25 protein-coding genes and 1 tRNA gene are annotated in these 23442 nt (G+C 40.7%); 4 read left to right on the forward strand and 22 right to left on the reverse strand.

Features of this window, described 5'->3' with window-relative positions:
- Position 1: 1 nt before the first annotated feature.
- The 7 genes from FRE64_RS03080 to FRE64_RS03110 form a co-directional block, all read right to left on the reverse strand.
- Entirely contained in the window at positions 2–463 is a 462-nt protein-coding gene (locus FRE64_RS03080) for a hypothetical protein (protein ID WP_146294359.1), read from the reverse strand.
- 42 nt (positions 464–505) lie between these two features.
- Complete coding sequence (locus FRE64_RS03085; protein WP_146294620.1) at positions 506–739, reverse strand: HepT-like ribonuclease domain-containing protein; 234 nt, start codon at positions 737–739, stop codon at positions 506–508.
- On the reverse strand, positions 736–1035 hold the full coding sequence (locus tag FRE64_RS03090; protein ID WP_222597852.1) for a nucleotidyltransferase family protein: 300 nt from the start codon (positions 1033–1035) through the stop codon (positions 736–738). The genes FRE64_RS03085 and FRE64_RS03090 overlap by 4 nt, the downstream gene beginning before the upstream one ends.
- Positions 1036–1205: 170 nt before the next feature.
- Positions 1206–1985, reverse strand: coding sequence for a Uma2 family endonuclease (locus FRE64_RS03095; protein WP_146297259.1), 780 nt, complete (start codon positions 1983–1985; stop codon positions 1206–1208).
- Between the two features lie 104 nt (positions 1986–2089).
- Positions 2090–2434, reverse strand: coding sequence for a Uma2 family endonuclease (locus FRE64_RS03100; protein WP_146294621.1), 345 nt, complete (start codon positions 2432–2434; stop codon positions 2090–2092).
- A complete protein-coding gene (locus FRE64_RS03105; protein WP_146294622.1) occupies positions 2424–3068 on the reverse strand; it encodes a Uma2 family endonuclease in 645 nt (214 codons plus the stop codon). Before FRE64_RS03105 ends, FRE64_RS03100 begins: the two co-directional genes overlap by 11 nt.
- 309 nt (positions 3069–3377) lie before the next feature.
- Positions 3378–4694, reverse strand: coding sequence for an ABC transporter ATP-binding protein (locus FRE64_RS03110; RefSeq protein ID WP_146294623.1), 1317 nt, complete (start codon positions 4692–4694; stop codon positions 3378–3380).
- A gap of 198 nt (positions 4695–4892) precedes the next feature.
- Here FRE64_RS03110 and FRE64_RS03115 point away from each other — a divergent pair, with 198 nt between their 5' ends.
- Positions 4893–6212, forward strand: a complete 1320-nt coding sequence (locus tag FRE64_RS03115) for an IS701 family transposase (RefSeq protein WP_146297260.1) — start codon at positions 4893–4895, stop codon at positions 6210–6212.
- A gap of 195 nt (positions 6213–6407) precedes the next feature.
- Here FRE64_RS03115 and FRE64_RS17375 read toward each other — a convergent pair whose 3' ends face one another.
- The 6 genes from FRE64_RS17375 to minC all read right to left on the reverse strand — a co-directional run bounded on the left by FRE64_RS17375 (position 6408) and on the right by minC (position 11777).
- Complete coding sequence (locus FRE64_RS17375; RefSeq protein ID WP_186708950.1) at positions 6408–6695, reverse strand: hypothetical protein; 288 nt, start codon at positions 6693–6695, stop codon at positions 6408–6410.
- Positions 6696–7646: 951 nt separating this feature from the next.
- Positions 7647–8888 carry an ergothioneine biosynthesis protein EgtB gene (gene egtB / locus FRE64_RS03120; RefSeq protein WP_146294624.1) on the reverse strand — a complete coding sequence of 414 codons (1242 nt, stop codon included), beginning with the start codon at positions 8886–8888 and terminating at the stop codon, positions 7647–7649.
- Positions 8854–9669 carry an ergothioneine biosynthesis protein EgtC gene (gene egtC / locus FRE64_RS03125; protein WP_146294625.1) on the reverse strand — a complete coding sequence of 272 codons (816 nt, stop codon included), beginning with the start codon at positions 9667–9669 and terminating at the stop codon, positions 8854–8856. Before egtC ends, egtB begins: the two co-directional genes overlap by 35 nt.
- Before the next feature lie 170 nt (positions 9670–9839).
- The gene (gene minE, locus FRE64_RS03130; RefSeq protein ID WP_146294626.1) at positions 9840–10100 is read right to left on the reverse strand and encodes a cell division topological specificity factor MinE; all 261 of its coding nucleotides are present in this window, start codon (positions 10098–10100) and stop codon (positions 9840–9842) included.
- A 61-nt stretch (positions 10101–10161) separates the two neighbouring features.
- Positions 10162–10959, reverse strand: a complete 798-nt coding sequence (gene minD, locus FRE64_RS03135) for a septum site-determining protein MinD (RefSeq protein ID WP_146294627.1) — start codon at positions 10957–10959, stop codon at positions 10162–10164.
- 44 nt (positions 10960–11003) lie between these two features.
- Entirely contained in the window at positions 11004–11777 is a 774-nt protein-coding gene (minC, locus tag FRE64_RS03140) for a septum site-determining protein MinC (protein WP_146294628.1), read from the reverse strand.
- Positions 11778–11972: 195 nt separating this feature from the next.
- Between minC and FRE64_RS03145 the strand changes: the two genes are divergently transcribed.
- Positions 11973–13169 carry a glutathione S-transferase family protein gene (locus tag FRE64_RS03145; protein WP_146294629.1) on the forward strand — a complete coding sequence of 399 codons (1197 nt, stop codon included), beginning with the start codon at positions 11973–11975 and terminating at the stop codon, positions 13167–13169.
- A 14-nt stretch (positions 13170–13183) separates the two neighbouring features.
- Here FRE64_RS03145 and FRE64_RS03150 read toward each other — a convergent pair whose 3' ends face one another.
- Positions 13184–13468 carry a hypothetical protein gene (locus tag FRE64_RS03150; RefSeq protein WP_146294630.1) on the reverse strand — a complete coding sequence of 95 codons (285 nt, stop codon included), beginning with the start codon at positions 13466–13468 and terminating at the stop codon, positions 13184–13186.
- A 34-nt stretch (positions 13469–13502) separates the two neighbouring features.
- Between FRE64_RS03150 and FRE64_RS03155 the strand changes: the two genes are divergently transcribed.
- Positions 13503–13575 (forward strand) — tRNA-Ile (locus FRE64_RS03155).
- Positions 13576–13579: 4 nt separating this feature from the next.
- Here the strand turns inward: FRE64_RS03155 and FRE64_RS03160 are convergent.
- A complete protein-coding gene (locus FRE64_RS03160; protein WP_146294631.1) occupies positions 13580–14008 on the reverse strand; it encodes a hypothetical protein in 429 nt (142 codons plus the stop codon).
- Between the two features lie 285 nt (positions 14009–14293).
- On the opposite strand from FRE64_RS03160, the gene FRE64_RS03165 reads away from it, so the two are divergent.
- Positions 14294–15514 (forward strand): DUF4912 domain-containing protein, encoded by a 1221-nt coding sequence (locus FRE64_RS03165; RefSeq protein WP_146294632.1) that lies wholly within the window; start codon positions 14294–14296, stop codon positions 15512–15514.
- A 26-nt stretch (positions 15515–15540) separates the two neighbouring features.
- On the opposite strand, the gene FRE64_RS03170 is transcribed toward FRE64_RS03165, so the two are convergent.
- The 7 genes from FRE64_RS03170 to ppc form a co-directional block, all read right to left on the reverse strand.
- On the reverse strand, positions 15541–16110 hold the full coding sequence (locus tag FRE64_RS03170; protein WP_246140382.1) for a TM2 domain-containing protein: 570 nt from the start codon (positions 16108–16110) through the stop codon (positions 15541–15543).
- 144 nt (positions 16111–16254) lie between these two features.
- Positions 16255–16743, reverse strand: coding sequence for a Uma2 family endonuclease (locus FRE64_RS03175; RefSeq protein WP_146294633.1), 489 nt, complete (start codon positions 16741–16743; stop codon positions 16255–16257).
- A 23-nt stretch (positions 16744–16766) separates the two neighbouring features.
- Complete coding sequence (locus FRE64_RS03180; RefSeq protein WP_146294634.1) at positions 16767–17105, reverse strand: DUF4870 domain-containing protein; 339 nt, start codon at positions 17103–17105, stop codon at positions 16767–16769.
- Positions 17098–18420, reverse strand: a complete 1323-nt coding sequence (locus FRE64_RS03185; RefSeq protein WP_146294635.1) for a four-carbon acid sugar kinase family protein — start codon at positions 18418–18420, stop codon at positions 17098–17100. The genes FRE64_RS03180 and FRE64_RS03185 overlap by 8 nt, the downstream gene beginning before the upstream one ends.
- Before the next feature lie 33 nt (positions 18421–18453).
- Complete coding sequence (locus tag FRE64_RS03190; RefSeq protein WP_146294636.1) at positions 18454–18864, reverse strand: tellurite resistance TerB family protein; 411 nt, start codon at positions 18862–18864, stop codon at positions 18454–18456.
- A 115-nt stretch (positions 18865–18979) separates the two neighbouring features.
- Positions 18980–20317, reverse strand: a complete 1338-nt coding sequence (locus tag FRE64_RS03195) for a 16S rRNA (cytosine(967)-C(5))-methyltransferase (protein ID WP_146294637.1) — start codon at positions 20315–20317, stop codon at positions 18980–18982.
- A gap of 18 nt (positions 20318–20335) precedes the next feature.
- Positions 20336–23350, reverse strand: coding sequence for a phosphoenolpyruvate carboxylase (gene ppc, locus FRE64_RS03200; RefSeq protein ID WP_146294638.1), 3015 nt, complete (start codon positions 23348–23350; stop codon positions 20336–20338).
- Positions 23351–23442 lie beyond the last annotated feature (92 nt).

Raw genomic sequence — 23442 nt, forward strand, 5'->3', positions numbered from 1 at the left:
TTTAAGGTTTTTTTAAACGGTAGCCGAGGCGATTTAACATTGCTCCAATTGTTTGTCGGGTTGGTAATTGTTCATCGCTGTATCCTTTTTCCCTAATCAGAGCATTTCTCACCGCTTGAGCACTCATGCGGCTATACTGAAATGTGGTTTGGAATTTTGGGTCGGCTTGAGATTGTTCCTCTACTAGGTCGCGAATCTCCTTTCCTAAATTGGGCAAGTTTTCTTCGCTTTTTTTCCGACCCCGCTCCTGATACTTGTCCTGATAGGAGATTCCCCTTTCCAGATGGTCAAGACCTCTTTGAACACACACTCTCCCCCAACCCATTTGCCTTTCTGTCCGACGGGCTGAACCTTGAAAGTAGTCAAGGCACACCTGAGCGACAAACACTCGTTTTTTCTCTCCTGTTAATTTTCTCGCTGCATCTTTAAGAGTTCTTTTGAACTGTTCGTTTAACTCTTGCATCCTCTTTTTACCAATATCATCTCTTCTAGTTTCTTGGGTAATTCATTTTTTCGCAAGTCCCTTACGCAAACCGATAATTTTTGACCAAGGAATTTGAGAATAGTTTTGCCTTAATTGGGAAGAGAGGGCGCAGGTAGCTTCACCAATAATTTGTAAGTGATACAACACCCAAACCTGAAGCATTTCATCATCCTCAATTTTATTAAAGTCAACTCGACCTTGAATACGCTCGATGGCCTCCAAAATATCCTGTAGTCGTCTTAAATCCCGCCTCATAAAGGTTTTGCTTCTTGCAGAATCCGATCTCGCAGACGAGATTTTAAGCCTTTCTCTGTGACGACATCTACCCGAACTCTCAGCAACGCTTCTAAATCTTCAATCAGTCCCATTGGAAACCAAGATGATCGATGGGAGCGATCATAATCGACCAGAAAATCTACATCGCTGTGATCGCTGGCTTCTCCTCGCACAACAGAACCAAAAACACGAACATTATATGCTCCATGACGTTGAGCAACAGTTAAAATTTTGTCCCGTTGTTGAAGTAAATCATCCAAAGTGAGCATTGGCATCCCCTCTTCCTACTTACGCTTGGCAACAGTTATTAGATTACTTCTTCAACCCTAGAAATACGCGATCGCGCCTGAGTGATTGATTAAAAATTTTAGCAAGTGGAAAATTTGATGCGATCATAGAGATCGGGATTTCCACAGTCAGCAAGTTTGGTGACGCGGTATTTTCCTTACTCAGCGCTGCCTCCCGATTCGGGTAACTTGCCAAAAGTGTTTTGATAGCGGGCTAATTCTGCTTGTAGAGTGGCAACTCTGCGTTGTTCTTCGTTTAACTGTTTGCGTTTTTGCTCTTCTCGTTCTACCGTTGTCGGAATCCAGTTTCCTTCTTCATCAAACCAGTGCAACCACAGCCTTTCAATTCCTTCATATCTCCCTTGCCATAAGCCTAATCCTAGCTCAATACTGGGAATCCAGAGAGGAGAGTTGGTGATGTCAACAGGTTGATAACGTTCAGCTTGTAGGGTAAATACTTGCAACTCATTAGTGTAACGGTTGAAGATCACGTAATAAGGCACTCGCAACACCTGTTCATAAACCTCCCATTTTGTCGGGGGTTGATTAACCTCTCGTAAAGTTTGCCCCAAATCTTCTTTTTCCGTACCTGGTGAAAGTAACTCCACCACAATTAAGGGATCGACTCCTTCTTGCCAAATCACATAGCTTAAGCGTAAATCTTTTTCTTCATATAACCAAGATACCCCTACCACAGCAAACCAATCAGGACGTTTATACCATTGTGTATGACAAGGATCGTAGTAGAGATTGAGGTCAGTTCCTGTAAAGACCTTATCTAGAGGATAATTGGCAGGGCGAAAGGTTTCTTCCAGTAGCCGAGGTTGATAAATATGGAATTGATCAGAGCCTCCCAGCTCCTCTGGGTCTTCACTCTTGAGATCATACATTGTTGGCAGTATTTCTTTTGGAGAGCGAGGCGGATTCGTTTGATACATGGGATTACTTCTAAAAATGGGAACTAATTTTTGTGCTGGCACTGAGCTACAATCGCGCCTGAGTTATTGATTAAGCATTTTAGCAATTGGAAAGTTCAATGCGATTATAGAGATAGCGCGATCGCGATTTCCACAGCAAGAGAGTCTAACGAAATTTTGCCATTAAGATCATTATGAAGCGTCAATAACCAATGATAATCATCTTGCTTGATATACTGTTCTACTTGCACCCGATCAGGTTCAATTAAGAGATATTCTTGAAAGCTGGGAAGACTACGGTAAGTTAAGAATTTCTCACTACGGTCATAATTTCGAGTTGATGGCGATAAAACTTCTGTAATCAGTAAGGGATTAGTCACCGCTGTTTCATAGCGTCGCTCAAATTCTCTACGGGTAAGGCGATCGCCGTTTTCTAATCTGGGAATTGGATCAACTTTATTACGCTGCATTTTCCCTCACCCACTGACGAAATTGTTTTAAGGTTGCGGTTTCTCCAATTTCTAAACTTTGCTGAATCAATTTAGGAATTAAATTTAGGTCTAGAAAGGGAAAGATTTTACTTGCTTTGACTTCCTGATAAGTCTTACTCTCTTCTTCGAGAAGAAAAACTTTCAGTTGATCGCCCTTATATTGCCAAACTTCAGGAACTCTAAAATTGGCATAAATTGGCAATTTATTTAATGAACCACTGGTAATGTCAATTTCTAAAACTAAATCAGGAGGCGGATCAATCTCTAAATCAATTTTTTGTTTCCCTCTGACTCGGAATTCATTTTTGATGTAATGGCAGGAATCTGCTTCTACTCCTTGTTGCAGAGGTTTAGACTTTAAAGTTAGTGACCCAAACTTTTTGAGATTAAGACCTAGTTCATCAGTAATTGCCCGAATTAAATCATCAATAAAACGGTTATTATTTTCATGTTGCCCTAATGGACTCATTACTTGTAAGGTTTTCTGATAGTAAGTTAAACGTTTATTTCGGTTATCTCCTAAGTCTTCTAAAAGCTGATTAAATGTCTCCCAACTAACAGGATGTAACTGAATATAATGTTCCGCGATCGCTGCTTCTAATGTAGTTGTCATAATTACCGAAAAGACTCAGACTGAACTTTGCTTTTGATTTTAACCAACAGATACTCACGGCTAAGGCTCAGTTAACGTTAGGCAAGCCCAAGTCGCTGAGAAGCCCCAACTACATCGCAAGATTAGTTTGGGAGTATGTCGCATTAGCTGTGGGCACGAAGGACATTATACTTCCACCTTATTACCTTGGTGGAGTGCCAAAACGATAACAATTAGCATTGGTCAGTTTGGAATTAGATTTGAACTGAAAATGTCGCTCAATTTGCACCCGATCTTAAATTCTCACTTGAAAAATAGTTTTTTCTCAGGTTAATTGACGGCCACTTCTCCTTGGGCTTGTAACTGCCAATATTGAGCATAACGTTCTCCAAGACTCAACAACTCTTGATGAGTTCCTCGCTCAACAATTTCTCCTTGTTCTAACACTAAAATTTGATCTGCCCCTGTAATGCTTGATAAGCGGTGGGCAACGACCAAAACCGTTCGATCTTGCTGAAACATTGCTAAAGCCTGTTGTACAAGTCGCTCTGACTGACTATCTAATGCACTAGTGGCTTCATCCAAAATTAAAACTTCTGGTTGTTTGAGAATTGCTCTAGCTAAAGCCACCCGTTGTCTTTGCCCTCCAGAAAGACGATATCCCCGTTCCCCAACGATTGTGTCATAACCATTGGGTAAAGCAGCAATAAAATCATGAGCTTGAGCATCTTTGGCTGCTTGAATGACTTCTTCTTCAGTTGCTTCAGGCTTACCGTAGCGAATATTCTCAATAATCGGCTGATTAAAGATAAAAGTATCTTGACTGACAACCCCCATCTGCTGTCGCCAAGTTTCTAAACTATAGGCTTTTAAATCCACATTATCAATGGTGATTTTTCCTTCTGTGGGATCGTATAATCCTGTCAGTAGATCAGCAATGGAAGATTTTCCCGCCCCTGAACTGCCTACTAAAGCCGTGACTGAGCCTTGAGGCATGACAAAGTTAATATTGTGTAGCGCGGGTGCTTGATCAGAAAAATATTGAAGTGTTACATTTTCAAACTCAATTTTCTCTTTTAATCCTTTAAAGATTTTCCCGCCAACTCGACTCCATTCTTTATCTTCCGTAGTTAGAATTTCAGTCAAACGCTCTAACTTGCCTGAGTTTTTAGCAAAACTATTAAAAAGTCTTGCAAATCCACCTAATGTCGCTGATAGTCGATTCAAGGCAGCAATAAAGGTAAATAAAGCAGGAAAAACGAGTGCTTGTTCATCACTTAACACAATAAAACCTATAATTAAGAGCAGACCAACAATGGTAATTGTCAGAGATTGATTCACAGGGCCAGTTACTTTTGAGAGTCGTGCTTGCTTTTCTTGTAGCGGTAATAAGTCATGACTAATGAGGTGATGGATAGTACCAGTCGCTTGACGTTGTCGCCCAAAACTGTGAATTAAACGCAACCCTTGGATAGTTTCTACAATCTGTTTGCTAATGCTAACTTGTGCTTGTGTAAGTTCCCGAGAATTTTCCTTAATTAAAGGAATTAAGTAACGTTGAATTAAAAATAATCCACTTCCTAACACAAGAGCGATTAAGGATAAGAAAGGAGAAATGGCGAGTAAGACAACAAGGTAGCCTAACATTGTTAAGCCTTTAACGAATAATCTTTCCCAAAGAGTAATCTCTGTTTTGACAGCACCTTGAGCATCGCCAATATACTTCGTTAAGTCTCCAATTTTATAACTGCTTACACAAGAGAAACTTAACCCTCTTTTGTCATTTTCCGAGATAAAATGATAAGAAAGGAAAAGTAAGAATAAAGAGGGAAGCGACTGCTCATGATGGATGTAGCTTTACAGATTCGTCAACACCTACCGCGAGACCCAGAACCTACTAGCGCGATCGTAGACAACTATTGTGGTTACTATCAAGACCTGTTTCAAGATGTGAGAAATTATGAATGCTTTAAATTTTTACATTTAGGACTCATCGCACCGATTAAACGAAAATCTCTACCAGAAATTGCCAAAGTCGTCGGGATTACTTCTGCACAATCTCTACATCACTTCCTTGCTAACTCACCTTGGTCAGTAGAACAATTAAGAGAAAGAAGATTACAAAAAACTAAAGAAGCCTTAAAGGGAAAAGCAATCACCGTCATTATTGATGAAACTGGAGATAGAAAGAAGGGAAATCGTACCGATTATGTCGCTAGACAATACTTAGGAAGTTTGGGCAAAATTGACCAAGGAATCGTCTCGGTCAATGCTTATGGAGTGTATCAAGATATCACTTTCCCCTTAAAGTTTAAGGTATTTAAGCCCAAAGGAACTCTCAAACCAGGGGATAAATACCAAACCAAGATTGAATTAGCCATAGAACTGATTCAAGAGTTAATTGATTTTGGCTTTAACATTGACCTAGTTTTAGCAGATAGCTTGTATGGAGAAAGTAGCAATTTCATCAATACTTTAACTCACTATCAGCTCTCCTATGTAGTAGCAATTAGAAGTAATCATAGTGTCCTACTGCCCCCAGGACAAAGGGTAAGAGCCAATAAATGGTGTCAATTTACTCGCACCTTTAGTGATAACAGTTCCGAAACCAGATACATTCGAGAAATTGTTTATGGCAAGAGACGAAAAATCACTTATTGGGATCTCACCACTGACCCAGAAACTTTGCCCAGTAATGGGACCTCTTTTGTTATGACCAATCTTCAAGGGAAGGTCAAGAAAAAACTAGGAGACCTTTACGGTTTAAGAACTTGGGTGGAATATGGATTTCGCCAATGTAAGCAAGAATTGGGTTGGAAAGATTATCGTTTCACCAAGTTTTCTGAGATCGAGAAGTGGTGGGAAATCATTTACTGTGTTTATTTAATGGTGAGCTTACAAACGCCAGGTTTTAGCTCTTTTGAGCAAGATGAAGACAGTGATGATAAGACACAACCATCAACAAGTAATAATTCTCCTCAACATCCCAATTGGAGGAAGGGAAATAGCTGGAAAGATGCCTTACATAACCTACGTTTAGTTATGGAACCATGGTTCTTATTTTGGTTAGTTGTCCCTTGGCTAGAGATGTTTAATAATGACCACTTATTATTGGGGTTTCAGCATTTATTTTCTTCTGTTCATCAAGTTAAAATAGGTTTTTAAGAGTTGATTAGAACTCATTATTTTTTACTTCTTGCTTCGGAAAGTGACAAAAGAGGGTTAAAGACATGATGCGCCGAAAGACTAAATCTTTCATCTGTGCGCCAATTCTTGCTTTTAAGTACCCAGCACTAACTCCCCCCAAGTATCTTAAACCACTTCGTAGGTATTGTGTTAAAACAGCAATAATAATTAAGCCTAAAAATAATTGACCCTGTTGCCAACCTCAAGATAGGGGGCTAACCAATTCAGACGATTGATATTGGAAATAGAACCTTCTTCTAAAACTCTGAGGGCAACATAGATTAATCCAAAAGTTCCTGCTTCTAGAACCGACGCTAATAAATGACTGTTAAATGAAATTAGAATCAAGCGCCGATTATAATTCGCGGTTTTTAAAATTATCCGATAAGCTGGACTTTTAACATTTTTAGATAAAAACTTCTTCAAAGAAAAAAAAGGGGTTAGCGTTTTTTTAGCAGACAAAGGAACACTCCTTTTTATGATATAAATTAAATTAATTTTAATAGGTCTTTATCAGAAATTATGATATCAAATAATAATTGCTTTGCTGTTTGCTTGAAGTTTCCTTGTTAAGTTGTTTAAAATACTCACTTAGCTGTAATTCTTGAAACAACAACTGTTTTTCTTCTGTTGAGAGATTCATGATTTCCTGAGAAATTTCTTTAACTAATCGAGAGTTCATAGGTGATCGCCCCTGAGTGATTGATTCATCATTTTAGCAGAAGGGCTGAGAATCCTACGACTACAACTCGCGCGTTCCTTTGCGCCGTACGACGGCGCAGGGTCACTCGTCAATTTTAATTTAGTCGGTAGACGGGGCGTATAAACCTCCGACCCAACTTGAACTTTAACTTAGTTAAAGTAGCTTTTTTGACCAACGGTCAGAGAAGGCGCCTGCTCTGACTTTTAAAACATCTTCTTAAACATAGCTTACCCCTAAGTAACCCTCTACCCTTGAAAATTAAGAGGGGACTTAGGAGGGACGGAGATCTAAAAGACCATCAACGCTCTGCTCCTACCATTAATCAAGTTACTATTGGTTTTTTGTTGTAGTAATTATTTGAATTGTAAGGGAAATCAACTAAATTAGCAACTTATAGTGATTCCAAATAAAAAACAGCAACTTAAAAGTAGTGGGAGCATCTTGCTCCCTAGTAGCAGCCAAGATGGCTGCACTACGGAACTGAATTGGAACGACTATAGACTCACCTATGATTATCAATACTATTGATACTCTCCCGCTAACTTTCGTATAGCGGGAGATTCTTCAGATCGATCCTGAACGGTTGTATCAAGCAACTACTAATACGTTGGAGAAACTGGTTCTCCTTCGCTTTACTTAAACTTAGGTGCTTCCTGAGTATGTTCAGTGCGCCATTAGCGTCTGCATCTTATTCCCTGCAAACACGGGAATTAATTTTTCGCACAACGAAACCCTGCAAAAATTTGACGTAAATGGGGATAATACCAATTGCGCCAACTACTGCTTAAGGCTTGTGGGCGGGTTGCCCAACTGCCACCGCGTAATACCCGATGTTGGTCATCAAAATAAACCTCGGAATAACCGCGATAGGGAAAGGCTTCAAAGTTGGGATAGGGGGAAAACCAAGAGGCTGTCCATTCCCAAACATTTCCCAGTAAATCATAAGCCCCATAGTGACTTTCTCCAGCAGGATAGGAATTAACAGGAGTCGTTTGCCCCACTCGGGTATCAAAATTACCATGAGACGAGTTCGGAAAATCATCGCCCCAAGGATAAACTGTAGATTTTTCCAAAATAGGATTCCAACGAGCAGCTTTTTCCCATTCTGCTTCGGTGGGGAGTCGTTTGCCCACAAAATTAGCGTAGGCTTCCGCTTCATACCAACTTACCCCATAAACGGGATGATTGTCCCAAGCTGGATTTTCTGACCAATAAAGGGGCTTTGCGACGGGGTTATTTTGTAACCATTCCCATCCTGCTTTTGACCACCATTGACGGGTTTGATAGCCCCCTGCTTCAATAAATTCTCGATATTGCCCACAGGTTACGGGATACCGATCAATCCAATAGTGATTTAAATACACGCGATGACTGGGACGAGCATTATCTTGAGGATTCGTATCACTGCCCATGATAAACTCTCCTGCTGGTACTTCGATCATCTCTGGTAAAACTTCCTGATTAGGAGTTGAGGAAACCAGAGGATAGTCAGGAAGAGTTTGGAGTTGTTGCAGTTGTAGAATTAAGCTAATGGTTTCACTATGCTGACATTCGTGTTGAATCAGCCACCACCAGAGACGACTTTGCTGTTCAATGGGGGCAATTTCCAGATACTCTAGAACTGCACTGCGAATTTCATGGAGATAGTCGAGAATCTCATCTGTGGGAGGAAGATTTTGTCGCTCTGCTTTGGGGAGAATATCGGCAGCAAATAATTTACGATATTGGGGATATAATGGCGGTATTCCTTTCAGATGTTCTAGGATCCATAATCCTTCAGTAAAGGCAATATGCCCTAAATGCCATCCCACAGGGCTAAACTCATCATGGGCTTGATGACAAAAGGTTTTAAAGTCAACTTGATCAAATAATTCTAAACTGCGATCGCGCACTTGTTCTAGCGCATTATAAATAGCATTACGGTGTGATTTGGCTTGTGTAAACGTTTCCATCCTCTCCCACAGAAATAATACTTTGTTCTGGACAACGCTTCCAGTTTCCCTCAAATAATGGCTCCGATGCAATGATGATGGCTTCAGGATAGTTGGGATCATCCTCCAACCAGTATAAAGTGGGGGCAGGAGAACGACTAGCAAACCGACTTGCCACTAATTGCTTGCCATCCGTAACCAAAATATTGGCGCAAAAATAAACATTTCCCTCCGCTTGGGCAATATCTGCTAATTGCTTAAGGGCTGTTTCTACAGCTTGTGCTAAGGAGAGTTTGGGTTGAGTGTATAACTGATTCAGAATTAACGCAAAAATATGTTCTGAGTCTGTTGTCCCATGAATATGAAGATAAACATCATCATGCAAACTCAGTCTTATGGGGCGATACAGGGTTTTGCGAAACTGATTAATATAGCCATTGTGTGTGAATAATAAAGGGGGAGAGAGAGATAACCCTTCACTGCTAAAGGGCTGACAATTGCTCAAATCAACTGCTAATCCAGGAGTAGCACTGCGAACATAACCTAGCCAACAAGCAGCTTCCACATAGCGACTAATTTGCGGTAGATTAATATCTCCCCAAATGGGCATTGTTTGCTTGTAAATATAGGGAAATGCCTTTTTTTCTGGATGAAACCAGCCTAAACCAAACCCATCAGCATTCATGATGGCAGATTCCATTTCTTTAGGTTGATAGGCTTGTACCACTAAAGAATGGGATGGCTGGCATAAAAGTTGATCAATTTGCACAGATGAACCGAGGTAACCTAAAAGACGACACATAATGATTTGTTATTAGTCATTGGTCATTAGTCATTAGTCATTGGTCATTAGTCATTAGTCATTAGTCATTGGTCATTAGTCATTAGTCATTGGTTTACAAGCAACGAAGGACAAAGGACCAAGGACAAAGGACAAACAACGAATAATCAAGAAATTAGTCTGGGAGAGCCTTATTTTTTAACCCGACGAATGGGAAGATTTGCAATTAAAGCTGTCATTCCTTCTTCGCTTTCAAGACTGAATTCTGTACTATTGGGGTCAATTTCTACATAGCGAGCAACCACTTCTAAAATTTCTTGGCGCATAGATTCGAGAGTTTCTTCACTTAAACCTGAGCGATCATGAGCAACAATGAGTTTTAGTCGCTGCTTGGCTTGTTGACTACTCGATTTAGCAGAATTGCGCTTAAAAAGTTTGTCTAAAATAGCCATAGTTCGTTATATTTAATTCCTTGTTATGGGGTAAAAAATTGTTATGTGATTGGGCAAAAGCTCATTCACTAAACCAACGGCGAATCCGCTTGAGTAAATTGTCTTGGTAAGCAGCCAAGTCCATAAACTCTACTTTTTCGCCCCCTAATCGTCGAGCAATATTATTGAAGGCTTGCCCTGGAACAGATAACTTTTCTTCTAATACTAACGGTTCACCACGGTTACTAGAAACAATAATTCGCTCGTCATCAGGAATAATCCCAATCAGAGGAATAGCAAGAATTTCTAAAATATCTTCTACACTCATCATGTCATTGGCTTCAATCATTTCTTGGCGCACTCGATTAACAATGAGTTTGGTATTACTAATATTGTTTGCTTCTAATAAACCAATCACTCGGTCAGCATCTCGAACTGCTGCGACTTCAGGAGTGGTGACAATAAGGGCTTCAGTTGCAGGCGCGATCGCGTTTTGAAAGCCCATTTCAATTCCAGCAGGACAATCAATGACAATATAATCATAGTCGGGACTGAGACGACTTACTATATCCTTCATTTGTTCCCGAGTAATGGACTCCTTACCGCGACTTTGGGCAGCTGGTAATAGCACTAAACCAGAACGACGTTTATCTTTGACGAGGGCTTGTTCAAGACGGCATTCGCCATTAATCACTTCAATGGCTGTATAAACGACTCGATTTTCTAACCCTAATAATAGGTCTAAATTCCTTAGCCCAAAATCAGCATCCACAAGAGCAACTTTATTGCCTAATTTCGCTAGTGCGCTTCCAATGTTAGCCGTGGTAGTAGTTTTGCCAACGCCACCTTTTCCAGATGTAATAACAATAATTCGACTCATAATAATTTAAATTGCTTAAAAATTAAACCTCTATAATTACTTACTTAGTTTGGCAGGTCTTCCCATAATTCTGTTTCTTTGATAAAGCGGTGGGTTTTCAGAAAGTCTAACCCCCGAGTAATACGAATCCCCTCGGTACTCACATAGGCAATTTCTGGTTGCATATCGTGAGGCGTGGTATTGGGAGCCCGAGCCACTACATCGTCAATTCTTAACTGTGTCGGTTGCATTTGTAAAGCCAAAATACGACAAGCGCGATCGCCTTGACAGCCAGCATGGGCAACGCCTCGCAGTCTCCCCCAAATAATAATATCTCCTTGGGCAATTACTGCTCCTCCTGGATTAACATCCCCAATAACAATTAGAGTTCCATCGTGGCGAATTTCCATGCCTGAACGAACAGTAGTTTGCAGATAAAGGGGATCTCGATTTTTAATTTGATTCCGTTCAATGGGGGCAAGCAGTACGTTAGGTGAGGGCTGTGTTACGGAGTACCCCGCACTAGCAGCAGCAACAGCAGTTTGGCGACGAGTGGTTTCTATATTAGTGAGGGATAATTCTACTTGGGAGAGGGCTTGCGCGATCGCGCTTAACTGTGAGGTATCCAATAAGCGATCCCGTGCTTTGAGGGTAACTGAGGTTTGTGGCTGCCAAAACTTCTCACTACCATTCAGATGATGTTTCAAATTTTGCCATAATGAGTCCCAATCATCAGTGGCTTCCGTTGTCGGGGCTGGGGGCAGAGATAATAACACTTGATTTTGGTCACGCTTTAAACGGACAGGGGAATCGTCTGTCGTTTGACCATTTTGGTTCATAAGATCACCAGTAAAGAGAATAAGTTAACAACTAGGGGAAGCAATGTCTCCTCCTATCTTAGGACTAAAGCTATTTCCTTAAAAGGGAGAATTGTTTTTGCTAGCAAGGGCTGATTGTTAAAATTCTAACCGTTAATCCTAAACTCGTTATCATAGTTCTAGTAAGTCTTAAATTCAAGCCAGTGACTACGTAAAATGGAAGCCTTAAGTTGGGAAGAATTAGAAGCTCGTAGTAACTTAGAGCGCGATCGCGTTAATGGTGCAACTAATCCTCAAGCACGATTACGCCTCTTTGGTCATGATGAATCAGAGGTGCGAGTAACTTTATATCGGGATCATCATGCCTGGTGTCCTTACTGTCAAAAAGTTTGGCTGTGGCTAGAAGAGAAACAAATCCCCTACCGCATCGAAAAAGTAACCATGTTTTGCTATGGGCAAAAAGAACGCTGGTATAAGCGCATTGTTCCCTCAGGAATGCTTCCTGCGTTAGAACTAGATAATCGCTTACTCACAGAAAGTGATGATATTTTAGTCGCCCTCGAACAGGCTTTTGGTTCCTTAGGGTGGAGTATGACGGATCCGAAAGTCATGTCTTTACGAAAATTAGAAAGATTATTATTTCGCGCCTGGTGTACTTGGCTGTGTTATCCCACTCGTAACCGACGAGAAGAGGAAAAAAACCGCGATCAATTTCTCAAAACCATGCAACAGGTGGAAAAAGCCCTTAGTGAAACGCCGAGTCCGTATTTTCTAGAAGATTTCAGTGTGGTTGATGTTATTTTTACGCCTTATGTCGAGCGAATGAACGCTAGTCTCTTTTATTACAAGGGCTACTCTATGCGAGAAGAAAACCCCTACTTTGCAAAATGGTTTGATGGCATGGAAACTCGCTCCACCTATCGGGGAACGCAGAGTGATTTTCATACTCATGCCCACGACTTACCGCCACAGATGGGAGGTTGTTATGCCAATGATGACCCCCAGACTAAACTTAATCAAGCGCGGGTAGATAGTGGCCCCTGGATGGGCTTACCTGATGTCAATTACCCTGAACCTGAAACTTCACGTCAAGAAGCATTACATCGTGTTCTCAAACATCGTCAAAATCTCATCAAAGTTAATCCAGTTTCTGAGGAAATTTTTGACCCTGCTTTACGTTGTGCCTTAACCCATTTGATCACAGGAGAAGTTTGTCCCCCTCCTGCTGGGGCAGCCACTGGTTTAAGATATCTGCGCGATCGCGTGAGTGTTCCTCGGGATATGTCCATTTATGCGGCGAAACGGTTACGGGAATCTCTAGAAAAAACTGCTAGTTTAGACAGTCAAAAACAGGCAGAGCCAATTCCAGTGCAACACCGACGCGATCAAAACCCTGCTAATTTTGTTAATTAAACCATCAGAGTAAATTAGTCTTCTGCATCTTCTGCTAAAGGAACTGCTCGTTCAGAAGAGCGATCCATTTTCTCATTTACTTCTTCTAAAAGATCGGCTTCTGAGACAAGGGCATCTTGACCACTAGAAGAATCATCTTCATTATTCAATTTTCTTTCCCCACGTCTAATATCAGGCTGAGATACTTCCTGAAGTGCTTCATGCCCCAGAGTATAACCCTTTAAGCCACTAATGATTCCACTTCCAACGGCGATGAGAATAAAGATAAAAATAAATGTCAAAGTAGAATTAAATCTCATGATGTTAAATTATAATTAGTAACGTACAACTTAACCAGGGTTGGCCGAGCGGTTGAGGCAGCGAACTCATAATTCGCCTTAGGCAGGTTCAACTCCTGCACCCTGGACTCTTCAAAATTGTTGATGGTTGTTCTGAGACCCCACCGAAGTTGTATAAGGGTTTTCTAAATCCCGAGTCCTGATCGGAATTTCTCCTACTTGTTGCTTTCTATAATCTCGATGCAGAATATTCAAAAGTCTGGAATCACGAATAATTTCATTTTCTGGAAAAGAAGAACGGTCTAGAGACTCCCCTACGCCAAAAATTGGTTTCAATCGCCCTTCTAGAGAGTGATTATCAAAAAAATTGCCAGACTCATAGTTAAGAGCTTCTCGAAATAACTGAGGAACATTTTGATATTCAATGGGTGTTTTGAAAGAAGAAGTTTCTTCTTCAGAGTTTTTGTCTGATGAGTGGGACCCAGCGTAAGCAACATTAGCACTAAAAGCTGTGAAACTGATCCCAAGCAGACTTGCCCAGAAAAGATGTGCTAGCGACATTTTTAATTTGGTGCCTGAAATTATCACTTTGATTCTAGCATTATAAGGTTTTTTTTAGGTTTTTAGCCAAAAATAGATAAGTATATCAATAATATCAAGATTTCATGACATAATGATCCCCGAAGAAGGCTTAAATCCGTGTATAAGCGAAAAAAATAGATACCTTACTTGATCTCACCCTATAAGTATTTGCTAAAACTATAGGTGTAACGATCCACACGGATAAGTTAAGGTTTTCTTTATTACCGTTTGTTGTTCTCGTTCTCAATTATTGAATCAAAGCCAATGGCAAAATCACGTCCGCCTCTAGAAGAAATGACATTGCGTCAGTTACGAAAAGTAGCCAGTAGCTATAACATCTCTCGTTATAGTCGGATGCGAAAGTCGCAACTCTTGGAAGCAATTTTAAATATTGAAGGGCAAAATCAGCACTCCCCTGCTTCCAGTTGGGAATCAGAAACCCAAGAACTCATGGAGGCGAGTAAGTTTGAATTGGGAACCAATAATAGTTCCAGTAACGTTGAAGAAGAACAAAATTTAGCTTCAGTGGATGAGGAATTGCCAGAATTACCTGGGGGGTATGGTAAAAGTCGAATTGTGATGATGCCTCGGGATCCACAATGGAGTTATGTATATTGGGATATTTCTAATGAGCATAAAGAGGAATTGCGTCATCAAGGCGGGCAACAATTAGTTTTGCGTTTATATGATGTGACAGAGGCTGAAGCAGAAAGTAATACTTTATCAACTGTTCAAGAATTTCCTGTGGACGAATTAGCAAGGGAGTGGTATGTCCCCATTCCTATCAGCGATCGCGATTACCTTTGTGAAATTGGTTATCGTTGTGCGGATAGCACTTGGCTAGTTTTAGCAACTTCTAAACCGGTTCATATGCCACCAGTTTATCCCTCTGACTGGATTGAGGATCACTTTATTGAACTGGATTGGGAAAACAATTTGGAAGAAATTCCCGAAGAAGAATTAACTCTTCCAGAACCAAAAAATGCCCAAGATAAATCTCGACATTTAGAGGATCGCAATCGGCAAATTTACGAAGAGATTTTTGAAATATCAGAACCATTAGAAGGGCAAAGGCTCACAGGCTCTTTTTATAATTCTATGCCTCCTTCTTCAGTGAGTTCTTATATTTTTGCCTCAGGAGTAGGATTTGAGCAAAGTTTTCAGGGAGAAGGAGAAACCCCTAGGCAGTTTTTAGAAGACATTTCTCCACAATTCACTCTAGTGGGAGAAAAAAGATTAATGCTTTCTGGTGCCACTTACCCCGAAGCAACCGTAATCCTTGGAGAACAGCAAATTCAGAGCAATGCTGAGGGAAAATTTTACTTTCTTATCCCTTTTACAGAAAACGTAATGGAATGCCCGATTACGGTTTATTCTAAAGAAGGTCACCATATTTTTTCCTTGCAAATGAAGTTAACCAAGCATCCGACAACAGTTGATACTGAAGTCAAAGCAGAAACAGTTTCTGAGGTAGTCAGGAACTAAGGATTTTAATTTTCTTAGTAGAGGAATTAATTGAGTTTATAAATTACTGCACCATCGTCAGGGCGATTATCAACGATTAACAAGTTTTTGCTCATTAAATACTCAACTCGTTCCTCAATTTCCTCATATTCTCCCCTGACTTCTAGAAAAATCTCAGCTAAAGTTGCCCCCTGAGCATCTTTTACCGTTCTTAAAATGGCACGATCTAAATCTGGCTCTTGTTGTCTTTCTGTGAAGTACTGTTTTTCGGTTACTTCTGAGTTTACCTCTGGAGGCTGAGAACGAGGTAAATTAACAACAATACTTTCAGGGGTTTGATAAAAACTAGCCTGGTTGGGTTGATAACCATAGAGAGCTTTCATCTTTAGGTTTTCTTCATCAACCATGTTGGGAATAAGAAATAAATCCATAAATTGCCCTAATCCAAAAAAGCCCCACGTCAATAGATAAATTACCCCTGACAGATAACGTCTAGCGTAGAAACGGTGAATCCCACATACTGAGAATAAACAAAAACACCACAAGGCATAAGCAGTGGGCTTGTTCCTTTGATAGACAATGTAATTGGACATTTGCGACTCATCAGAAGTTTTCATTCCTCTGCCTCAACCAAATTTGACTAATTTTTCCAGAAATTAACTATTATTAGAGAAAATAAGCATCAACCAAGAGAGCCCCTAAGCTTAATTCTCTATCTTTTTTTATATTAGCGCAGGTTTCTAGAGTGTATCAGTGTCTCTTTACTCGACATTCACATTTAGAATATTGCTAGGAAAAGTTTTTAAAAGATTGGATTTTTCTATAACTCCTTTTGGGGTATTAATGGTAAGATTGCCTTGATCATCGCAGAGCCAGACCTCTTTTGCGCCTTTAGCTAAATACAGATCGATTTTTTCTGCCATTTCTCCTTGAGAATTAGAAGGAGAAAGAATTTCGATGCAAATTTCTGGGGCAACAGGTAAAGGAGTCATTTCGCCATATTCAGCAAAAAATTCTGGGGAAGCCCAAGCCACATCGGCAACTTTTATCCCTTTTCTTGTCTCAACCGAACATTCCAAATATAACTCTCCTTGTTTGCCATGTTGAGCTAAGAGTAAGGTTAATTTACTTTGTAGTCTCCCATGACGGTTAGAAGCAGGACTCATCTCAATTTTGCCATATTCATTAAGCTCAATTTTGAATGGCAAATCCTGTAAACTAGGATGCTCAATTACCTCTTGCCATTGCATATCAATGATTCTCCCTTGTTTATTTAAAGCAATCGGAAAATAAAGGGGTAGCGATAAGCTGTTTCTGGCTTAGTTAAGACATTTATAATAGCAATTATCGGCATAATCAAGTTAACAATTGCTAAAATTCCTAACAAAATCCATCCAATTAAAATTAAGGTAAGGATAAAAAAAATAATTTCGTAAAGCCACAAATTAAAATGAAAATTGAGGGCTTCTTTTGCATTTGCTTTGGCAACATCATCTTTACTCATCAATAAGACAATAATGGGAATCGCAACTGAAAAAAATAATGTGCCAAAAAAGATAGAACCGTGACAAAGGGCGGAAAGCAGTTTACGTTGATCTAAATCTTCAGCCATGATGTTTATTTAAGCGACGGTAAACAGTAACTAAGCCTTGATTATCTCCCACATTGCCGGGAAATAAGACAACAGGAAGACTCGGAAATTGAGGATGCGTTTCAGGGGTACGCACTAAGGAACAACCCGGAAGAATTTGTCCTAGGAGTCTTGCTGATTGTAATTGTAATCCATCACTTAAGACATCGTTGGAGGTAATGCCTCCTTTACTAATGAGAAAACTAATATTTTTAGGCAGTCGGCGCACAATATCCATTAAAAAGGAAGACACTTCTACCCCAAAGTCAAGACGGGCTTGGGTAGTTTCAAATTGGAGCTCTTCACGGCTAGTATAGATGACAGGGGTTTGTTCATTTTCGTAAGCCGTTTTAATGTCTTGCAGAATAGCGGTTAATAATTTATCACGATTATTCGGATCATCTCGTAATTGCTTAACATCAACTTCAACGCCAGTGACAGTTTCTTCTTCTAGAAGGGCATAAAGTTGAGCGGTTGATTTTTTCACATGAGAACCGACTAAGACAACACCTGGGTTAGGGGTGGCATCATATTTGCCCATTTCTTCGGCAGGAATAGGTTGTTTCCCGAGTTGCGCGAGAGAGGTAAGGATACTAGCAGCGCTGCGGAATAAAAACTGTTTCCCTTCTTGGGCGACTGCAAGAACATCAGAGGCAAATTGATCTAAGTCGCTTTGGGTTTCTCCATCAACGGCAACACATTGATTATTATTCAGTTGTCGCAGCCGATCTTTTATTCCTTGACGAATATCAGCTAAAGTAAACCGTTGTACTTCATTGGCTTTAATTTTCCCTTGGGTTTTTTCTTCTACATAGTCAGGAAGATAGCTGTAAGAGTAACCAAAAACAGAATCTTTAGCAAATTCGGTTTCGTGAACGGGGGTTTCTACTCCATCAGAGACAATATAGTGGACACTGTCACGGGTGATACGTCCCCCTTCAAAAAAGGCAGGAACGAGGAAATGAGCATCAAATGAGCCTAATTCTTCGGCAATGACATCAGTTTCTAGGGGATAATGTCCTCTAAGAGTAGAATCTGACCGACTCACTACTAAAAAGTCGTTAATATTTTCTTGGGCAAGTGCGCTTTTAAGGTTTTGGCAGACTTCACGAGTTCTTTTTACTGCATTGTCTGGGGAGAGGGCGCGAGTATTGGTGAGAACAAAGAAGATGGAAATATCATCCTGTAAACCTAGACGCAATGTTTCTACATCCCACTGCATTAAGAGTAAGCAACTGTGGACAGTTTGAGAACCTGTGGGATCATCATCGAGGACAATAATTTTGGGGGTGGTCATTACTCAATTAGAAATGAAAGTACCACTACTAGACTAACTGTTTGCATATCGTTGATAAAGTGTCTGTACAGTTTTTAACACTTTTTCAAGGGGGGAGGTACTATCAGGATCATATTCTTGTAAGCTAGTGAGGAGTTTTGCTTCTTCTGTTGCCATTTCTCCGTCGCTATAAATTAATCCACTAATAGCTTCAATGAGATTTTCATAATCTTTTTGGTTAGGAGAACTGCCCAAATATTCTTGTACCCAAGCGTAGCATTGATCAGGTTTGACAGCTTTTAGTTCGTTTAAAAGAGGTCGAATTTCTGGATCGTCGGCGAGGTTATGTTTTTGGGCAGTTTTTTGCAGGTATTGACGTTCCTCAGTCTGGATGTGACCATCGATCCAAGCTGCGCCAATTAAAATTTTGAGTAGCTGTTTTTCAGTATTTTTTTTGCCTTGCATGGTGAGTGATGGGTAATTACTGATGGGTTTTAATTGAGTAAATCTTGTGATCCCCCCTAACCCCCCTTATTAAAGGGGGGAACTAAGGTGGCAGTTTACAACTAAATTAAAATTGCTATAGTTTTAATTTGACCATAAAAAAGCCATCACTGTTGTGTTCTGTGGGCAAAATTTTTAAGAAATTTGACAAAGACGTTAAGGATGGTACGGGAAAGTTCCCTGCGGGTGGGATAATTTGCCATTGAGGGTGATTGGCTAAGAAGGCTTGAATGACATCTTCGTTTTCTAAGGGGTTAATGGTACAAGTGGCATAAACGAGGATACCGTTAGGTTTTACCCAAGTGGCGGCTTCGGTGAGGATTTCTTGTTGCAGTTGGGCTAATTGTAGGAGATTTTCGGGAGTTTGTCGCCAACGTAAATCGGTGCGACGATGTAAGGTGCCTAAGCCAGAACAGGGGGCATCGACTAAAACGCGATCGCTGCTATTTTTAAATTGAGATAGGTTTCGCACATCACCAACACAAGTTTGAATAGAATTGAGTTTTAGCCGTTGGGCATTTTGAGTAACTTTTTTGAGGCGACTAGAAGCGCGATCGCTGCTATAAATAATTCCCTGATCTCCCATTAATTCGGCAATATGGGTACTTTTCCCCCCAGGGGCGGCACAGGCATCAATAATGGTTTCTCCTGCTTGGGGATTGAGTAAATAACTCACTAATTGGGCGCTATAATCTTGAACTGTCCACCACCCTTGAGTAAACCCTGGCAGTTGTTGAATATTTCCTACTCCAGAGGGGAGTCTTAGCCCATTGGGAAGGGGAAGGCGAGAATATTCGATATTGACTTCATTAAGGGCTTTTTCTACTGTTTCTTGAGTGGTTTGTAAGGGGTTGATTCTCAAGTCAATATTGGGGGGGTGATTGAACCATTGCGCGAGGAGAGGGGCCGTTTCTTCTCCATACTCCTCCCACCACAGTTTAACGATCCAATCGGGAAAGCTATGTAAAATACCAATACGCTGGATCGGATCTTCAGGGAGTTTTAAGGGATCAGCCGTGGTTGCTTGTTGACGGCTATAATTGCGGAGAAGACCATTAATTACCCCTGAAAGTTTCCCTAAGCCATTGCTTTTGGCAAGTTCGACACTTGTATCCACTGCTGCCGAATCAGGAACTTGCGTCAAATATCGTAGCTGATACAATCCGATAAGTAGAATTAGGCGCAGTTTGGGCGGTTGTTGGGAAGCTGGTTTACTGGCAAACTGATCAATTAACGCATCAAGGGTACGCTGACGACGAACAATTCCATAGATTAACTCACTGACAAATTTTTGATCTTGGGGGGTGAGAGAGATTTTCCCTAAAGCGCGATCGCGCGCTACTTCGGCATAGGCATCTTTCAAGATGATTTCATACAGAGCATTAAATACAACTTGGCGCGGATTATGCTTCATAAATAGTTCGTCACCAGATTAACCTGTATTACGCATTCCAGCTGCAATCCCATTAAGAGTCAGTAACGCGCCGCGTAATAATTCTTCTTTACTATAACGGAAATGAATCACGCCTGAGGCACTTTGATTACTATACTCACGAAGACGTTTTAAGAGGGAAACTTGTAAAAACCCTAAAGGCACAATGGTACGATTTCTCAATTGTACAGAGCGTTGTAAATCGGGATCGCCATCAAGAAGTTTTTCGTGATTGGTGACTAACCGCACTAAATCACTAGTGAGATAATATTCATCAGCAATTTGTTGAAAAATCCGCTCAAACCGTTCGTGATCTTCAGGATTTGCTAACTCTTTTAGATAATGATGGGCAATTTGTAAATCAACTTTAGCAAGTGTCATCTCAACTTTAGAAATTGCCATGCGGAAAAAGGGCCATTTGAGATAAAAGTATCGTAGCAGTTTTAAGTTCTGGTCATAATTTCGTTCTGATTCTTCCTCTAAAAAGTCTTTTAAGGCAGTTCCTACCCCATACCATGCCGGAAGGAGGAAACGAGTTTGCGTCCAGCTAAATACCCAAGGAATCGCACGCAGAGAGCTTAAATCTTTTTTCCCCCCTTGACGACGGGCGGGGCGAGAACTAATTTGCAACTGACTAATTTCTTGAATCGGCGTAACTGAGAGGAAGAAATCTAAGAAATCTGGTTCTTCGTAAATTAAAGCCCGATAATGCTGGCGCGATCGCGCTGCCAACTTTTCCATAATCTCATTCCAAGAGGCAATATCATCAAAGCCACTTCCCAATAAGCTTCCTTGAATTACCGCAGTTGTTGCCGTTTCTAAATGATACAGCGCCAACTCAGGGAGAGAATACTTAGAAGCCACCACTTCCCCTTGTTCTGTAATTTTAATTCGTCCATTAATCGTGGAACTCGGTTGGGCTAAAATTGCCTCATAAGTGGGGCCACCACCGCGTCCTACTGAGCCACCGCGCCCATGAAAGATCCGCAGGGATACACCATACCCTTCTGCTAGCCTTTGTAGGGCTTTTTGCGCTTTATGAATTTCCCAGTTACTGCTTAAAAAGCCTGAATCTTTATTACTATCAGAATAACCGAGCATGACTTCTTGAATATCATACTCTCCTTTTTCCTTTTCTTTGCCATATCCCCCTGCTAAACAAGCGCGATACAAGGGCAATTCAAATAAAGCCTTCATCACTGAAGGAGCACGTAACAAGTCATCTACTGTTTCAAAAAGAGGAACAACTTGTAAGCTACAACTTCCAGTGCCAGGATCATAAATTCCTGCTTCTTTTGCCAACAGTAAGACTTCTAAAAGATCACTTACTTCATGGCTCATGCTAATAATATAGGTTTGGCAAACTTGTTGACCAAACTCCTGTTGCAGTTTTCTTAACAGACGGAATGTTTCTACAGTTTCGTTGGTTTTTTCTGAAAAATGAAGCTCCCCAGGAATCAGAGGACGGCGAGTTTTCAGCTCTTGTGTTAGCCATTCCACTCGCTCTGACTCGTCTAGTTCGTTATAAGATTTCGGTAAAATCTGTAAGTATTCAGTTATCTCGTCTAATGTGTCTGAGTGGCGAGAAGACTCTTGCCGCATATCCAACTCAGTGAGGTTAAACCCATAAATTTCCACTTGACAAATTAAATGCTCTAAATCTTGGCAAGTAAGCCCAGTTTCGGTTAAATTACGCTGAATCAGTTGTAATTCTGCTAAAAATTCTTCCCCAGAATGATAAAGGGTTTGATGATGTCGTTCCATCACTTCTGCTGGGGCTGATTCCTCAGAAGATAAGCATTGATTGCGATGGATGGTATTTTTCAAACGTTGCTCAATATAAGCAAGTTTCAGGCGATAAGGTTCTCGTCGGTAGCGAATTGCCAGGCCTTCATAAACTTCTGGCATCACCGCGCGATCTTGCTCTAAAGATTCTAAAAGTTCCGGTAAAACATCACTCCAATGTAAAGACAGACTTAAAAGGGTAATCAGTCGTCTCACAGAGTCTAAATATCGTTCTAAAACAATTCCTCTTTGATAACAAGCAGTTTCCCAAGTGACAGCAGGGGTTACAGAGGGATTCCCATCGCGATCGGCTCCCACCCAAGAACCGAATCGACAAAAATTATTTTTAGGAGGAGTTAATTCCTTAAAAGATTGATTTAGGGCTTGTTTGAGTCGTTTAGAAAGATGGGGAATGGTATCAAATAAAACTTCTTGGAAGTAGTGAAGGGCATAATCTACTTCGTCTAATACTTCTGGCTTAAATTGATGTAATTCATCAGTACGCCACCAGAGACGGATTTCTTCTTTAAGTTGCTCTGTAGATTCCATCGCTTCTGGGGATTCTAAAAAGCCCAGATTCTGCGCCACCATTTCTGAGTAATCAATATGTTGCAATATTCCAGAGATCCGACGTTGTTTTTTGCGAATAGTTTGGCGGACAATTTCGGTAGGATGCGCCGTAAAAACTAAACGAATATCAAGCTGGTTGAGTAATCTCTGGATGAGTTGGGGGGGAACATTTAATTTATTCAGGTAGGGAAAGAGCCAATTAAACGTCCCTGCTTTTTGATAAGTGGAATTTCCTTGCCAACTTTTTTCGAGAAATTCTGCCCCCAAAACACTCTGGGTATCTTCCTCCTGTAATTTTTCTCCCTGTAATGGTTGGTAACTAACTTGACGATTCAGCTGTTGTTCTCGCTGTTCGTAGTGTTGTTCCACAATATTAATCAGTTGGAAGTAAAGGGCAAATGCACGGGCTGCTCTAACTGCATCATTAAGGGGGAGTTCTTCAATCAGTTTTGGTACAGAAGAAGTGGGCAATCCCGTAGCCTGTCCTTCCGGTGATCCCATAGAGCGCAACTGTTGCAATAAATCGACCAACTCTTGACCGCATTCAACTTTTAAAACTGATTCCCATAACTCTTCAATGAGTTTAATGCGCCGAGTCAAAAATAAATCAGAGTCAGTGTTATTGATATCTTGGCTAGAGGCTTGCAACAGAGAACTCATAGGGCTTTTAAAAATTAGATGATTGTGTTGATGCTTTCCTAGGAGATGAGGAACAGACAAACAAGTGCGCTTAATCGCAAACTTGCCTGTCC

Origin of the sequence: Euhalothece natronophila Z-M001 (genome assembly GCF_007904085.1) — a bacterium.
Taxonomy (GTDB): domain Bacteria; phylum Cyanobacteriota; class Cyanobacteriia; order Cyanobacteriales; family Rubidibacteraceae; genus Halothece; species Halothece natronophila.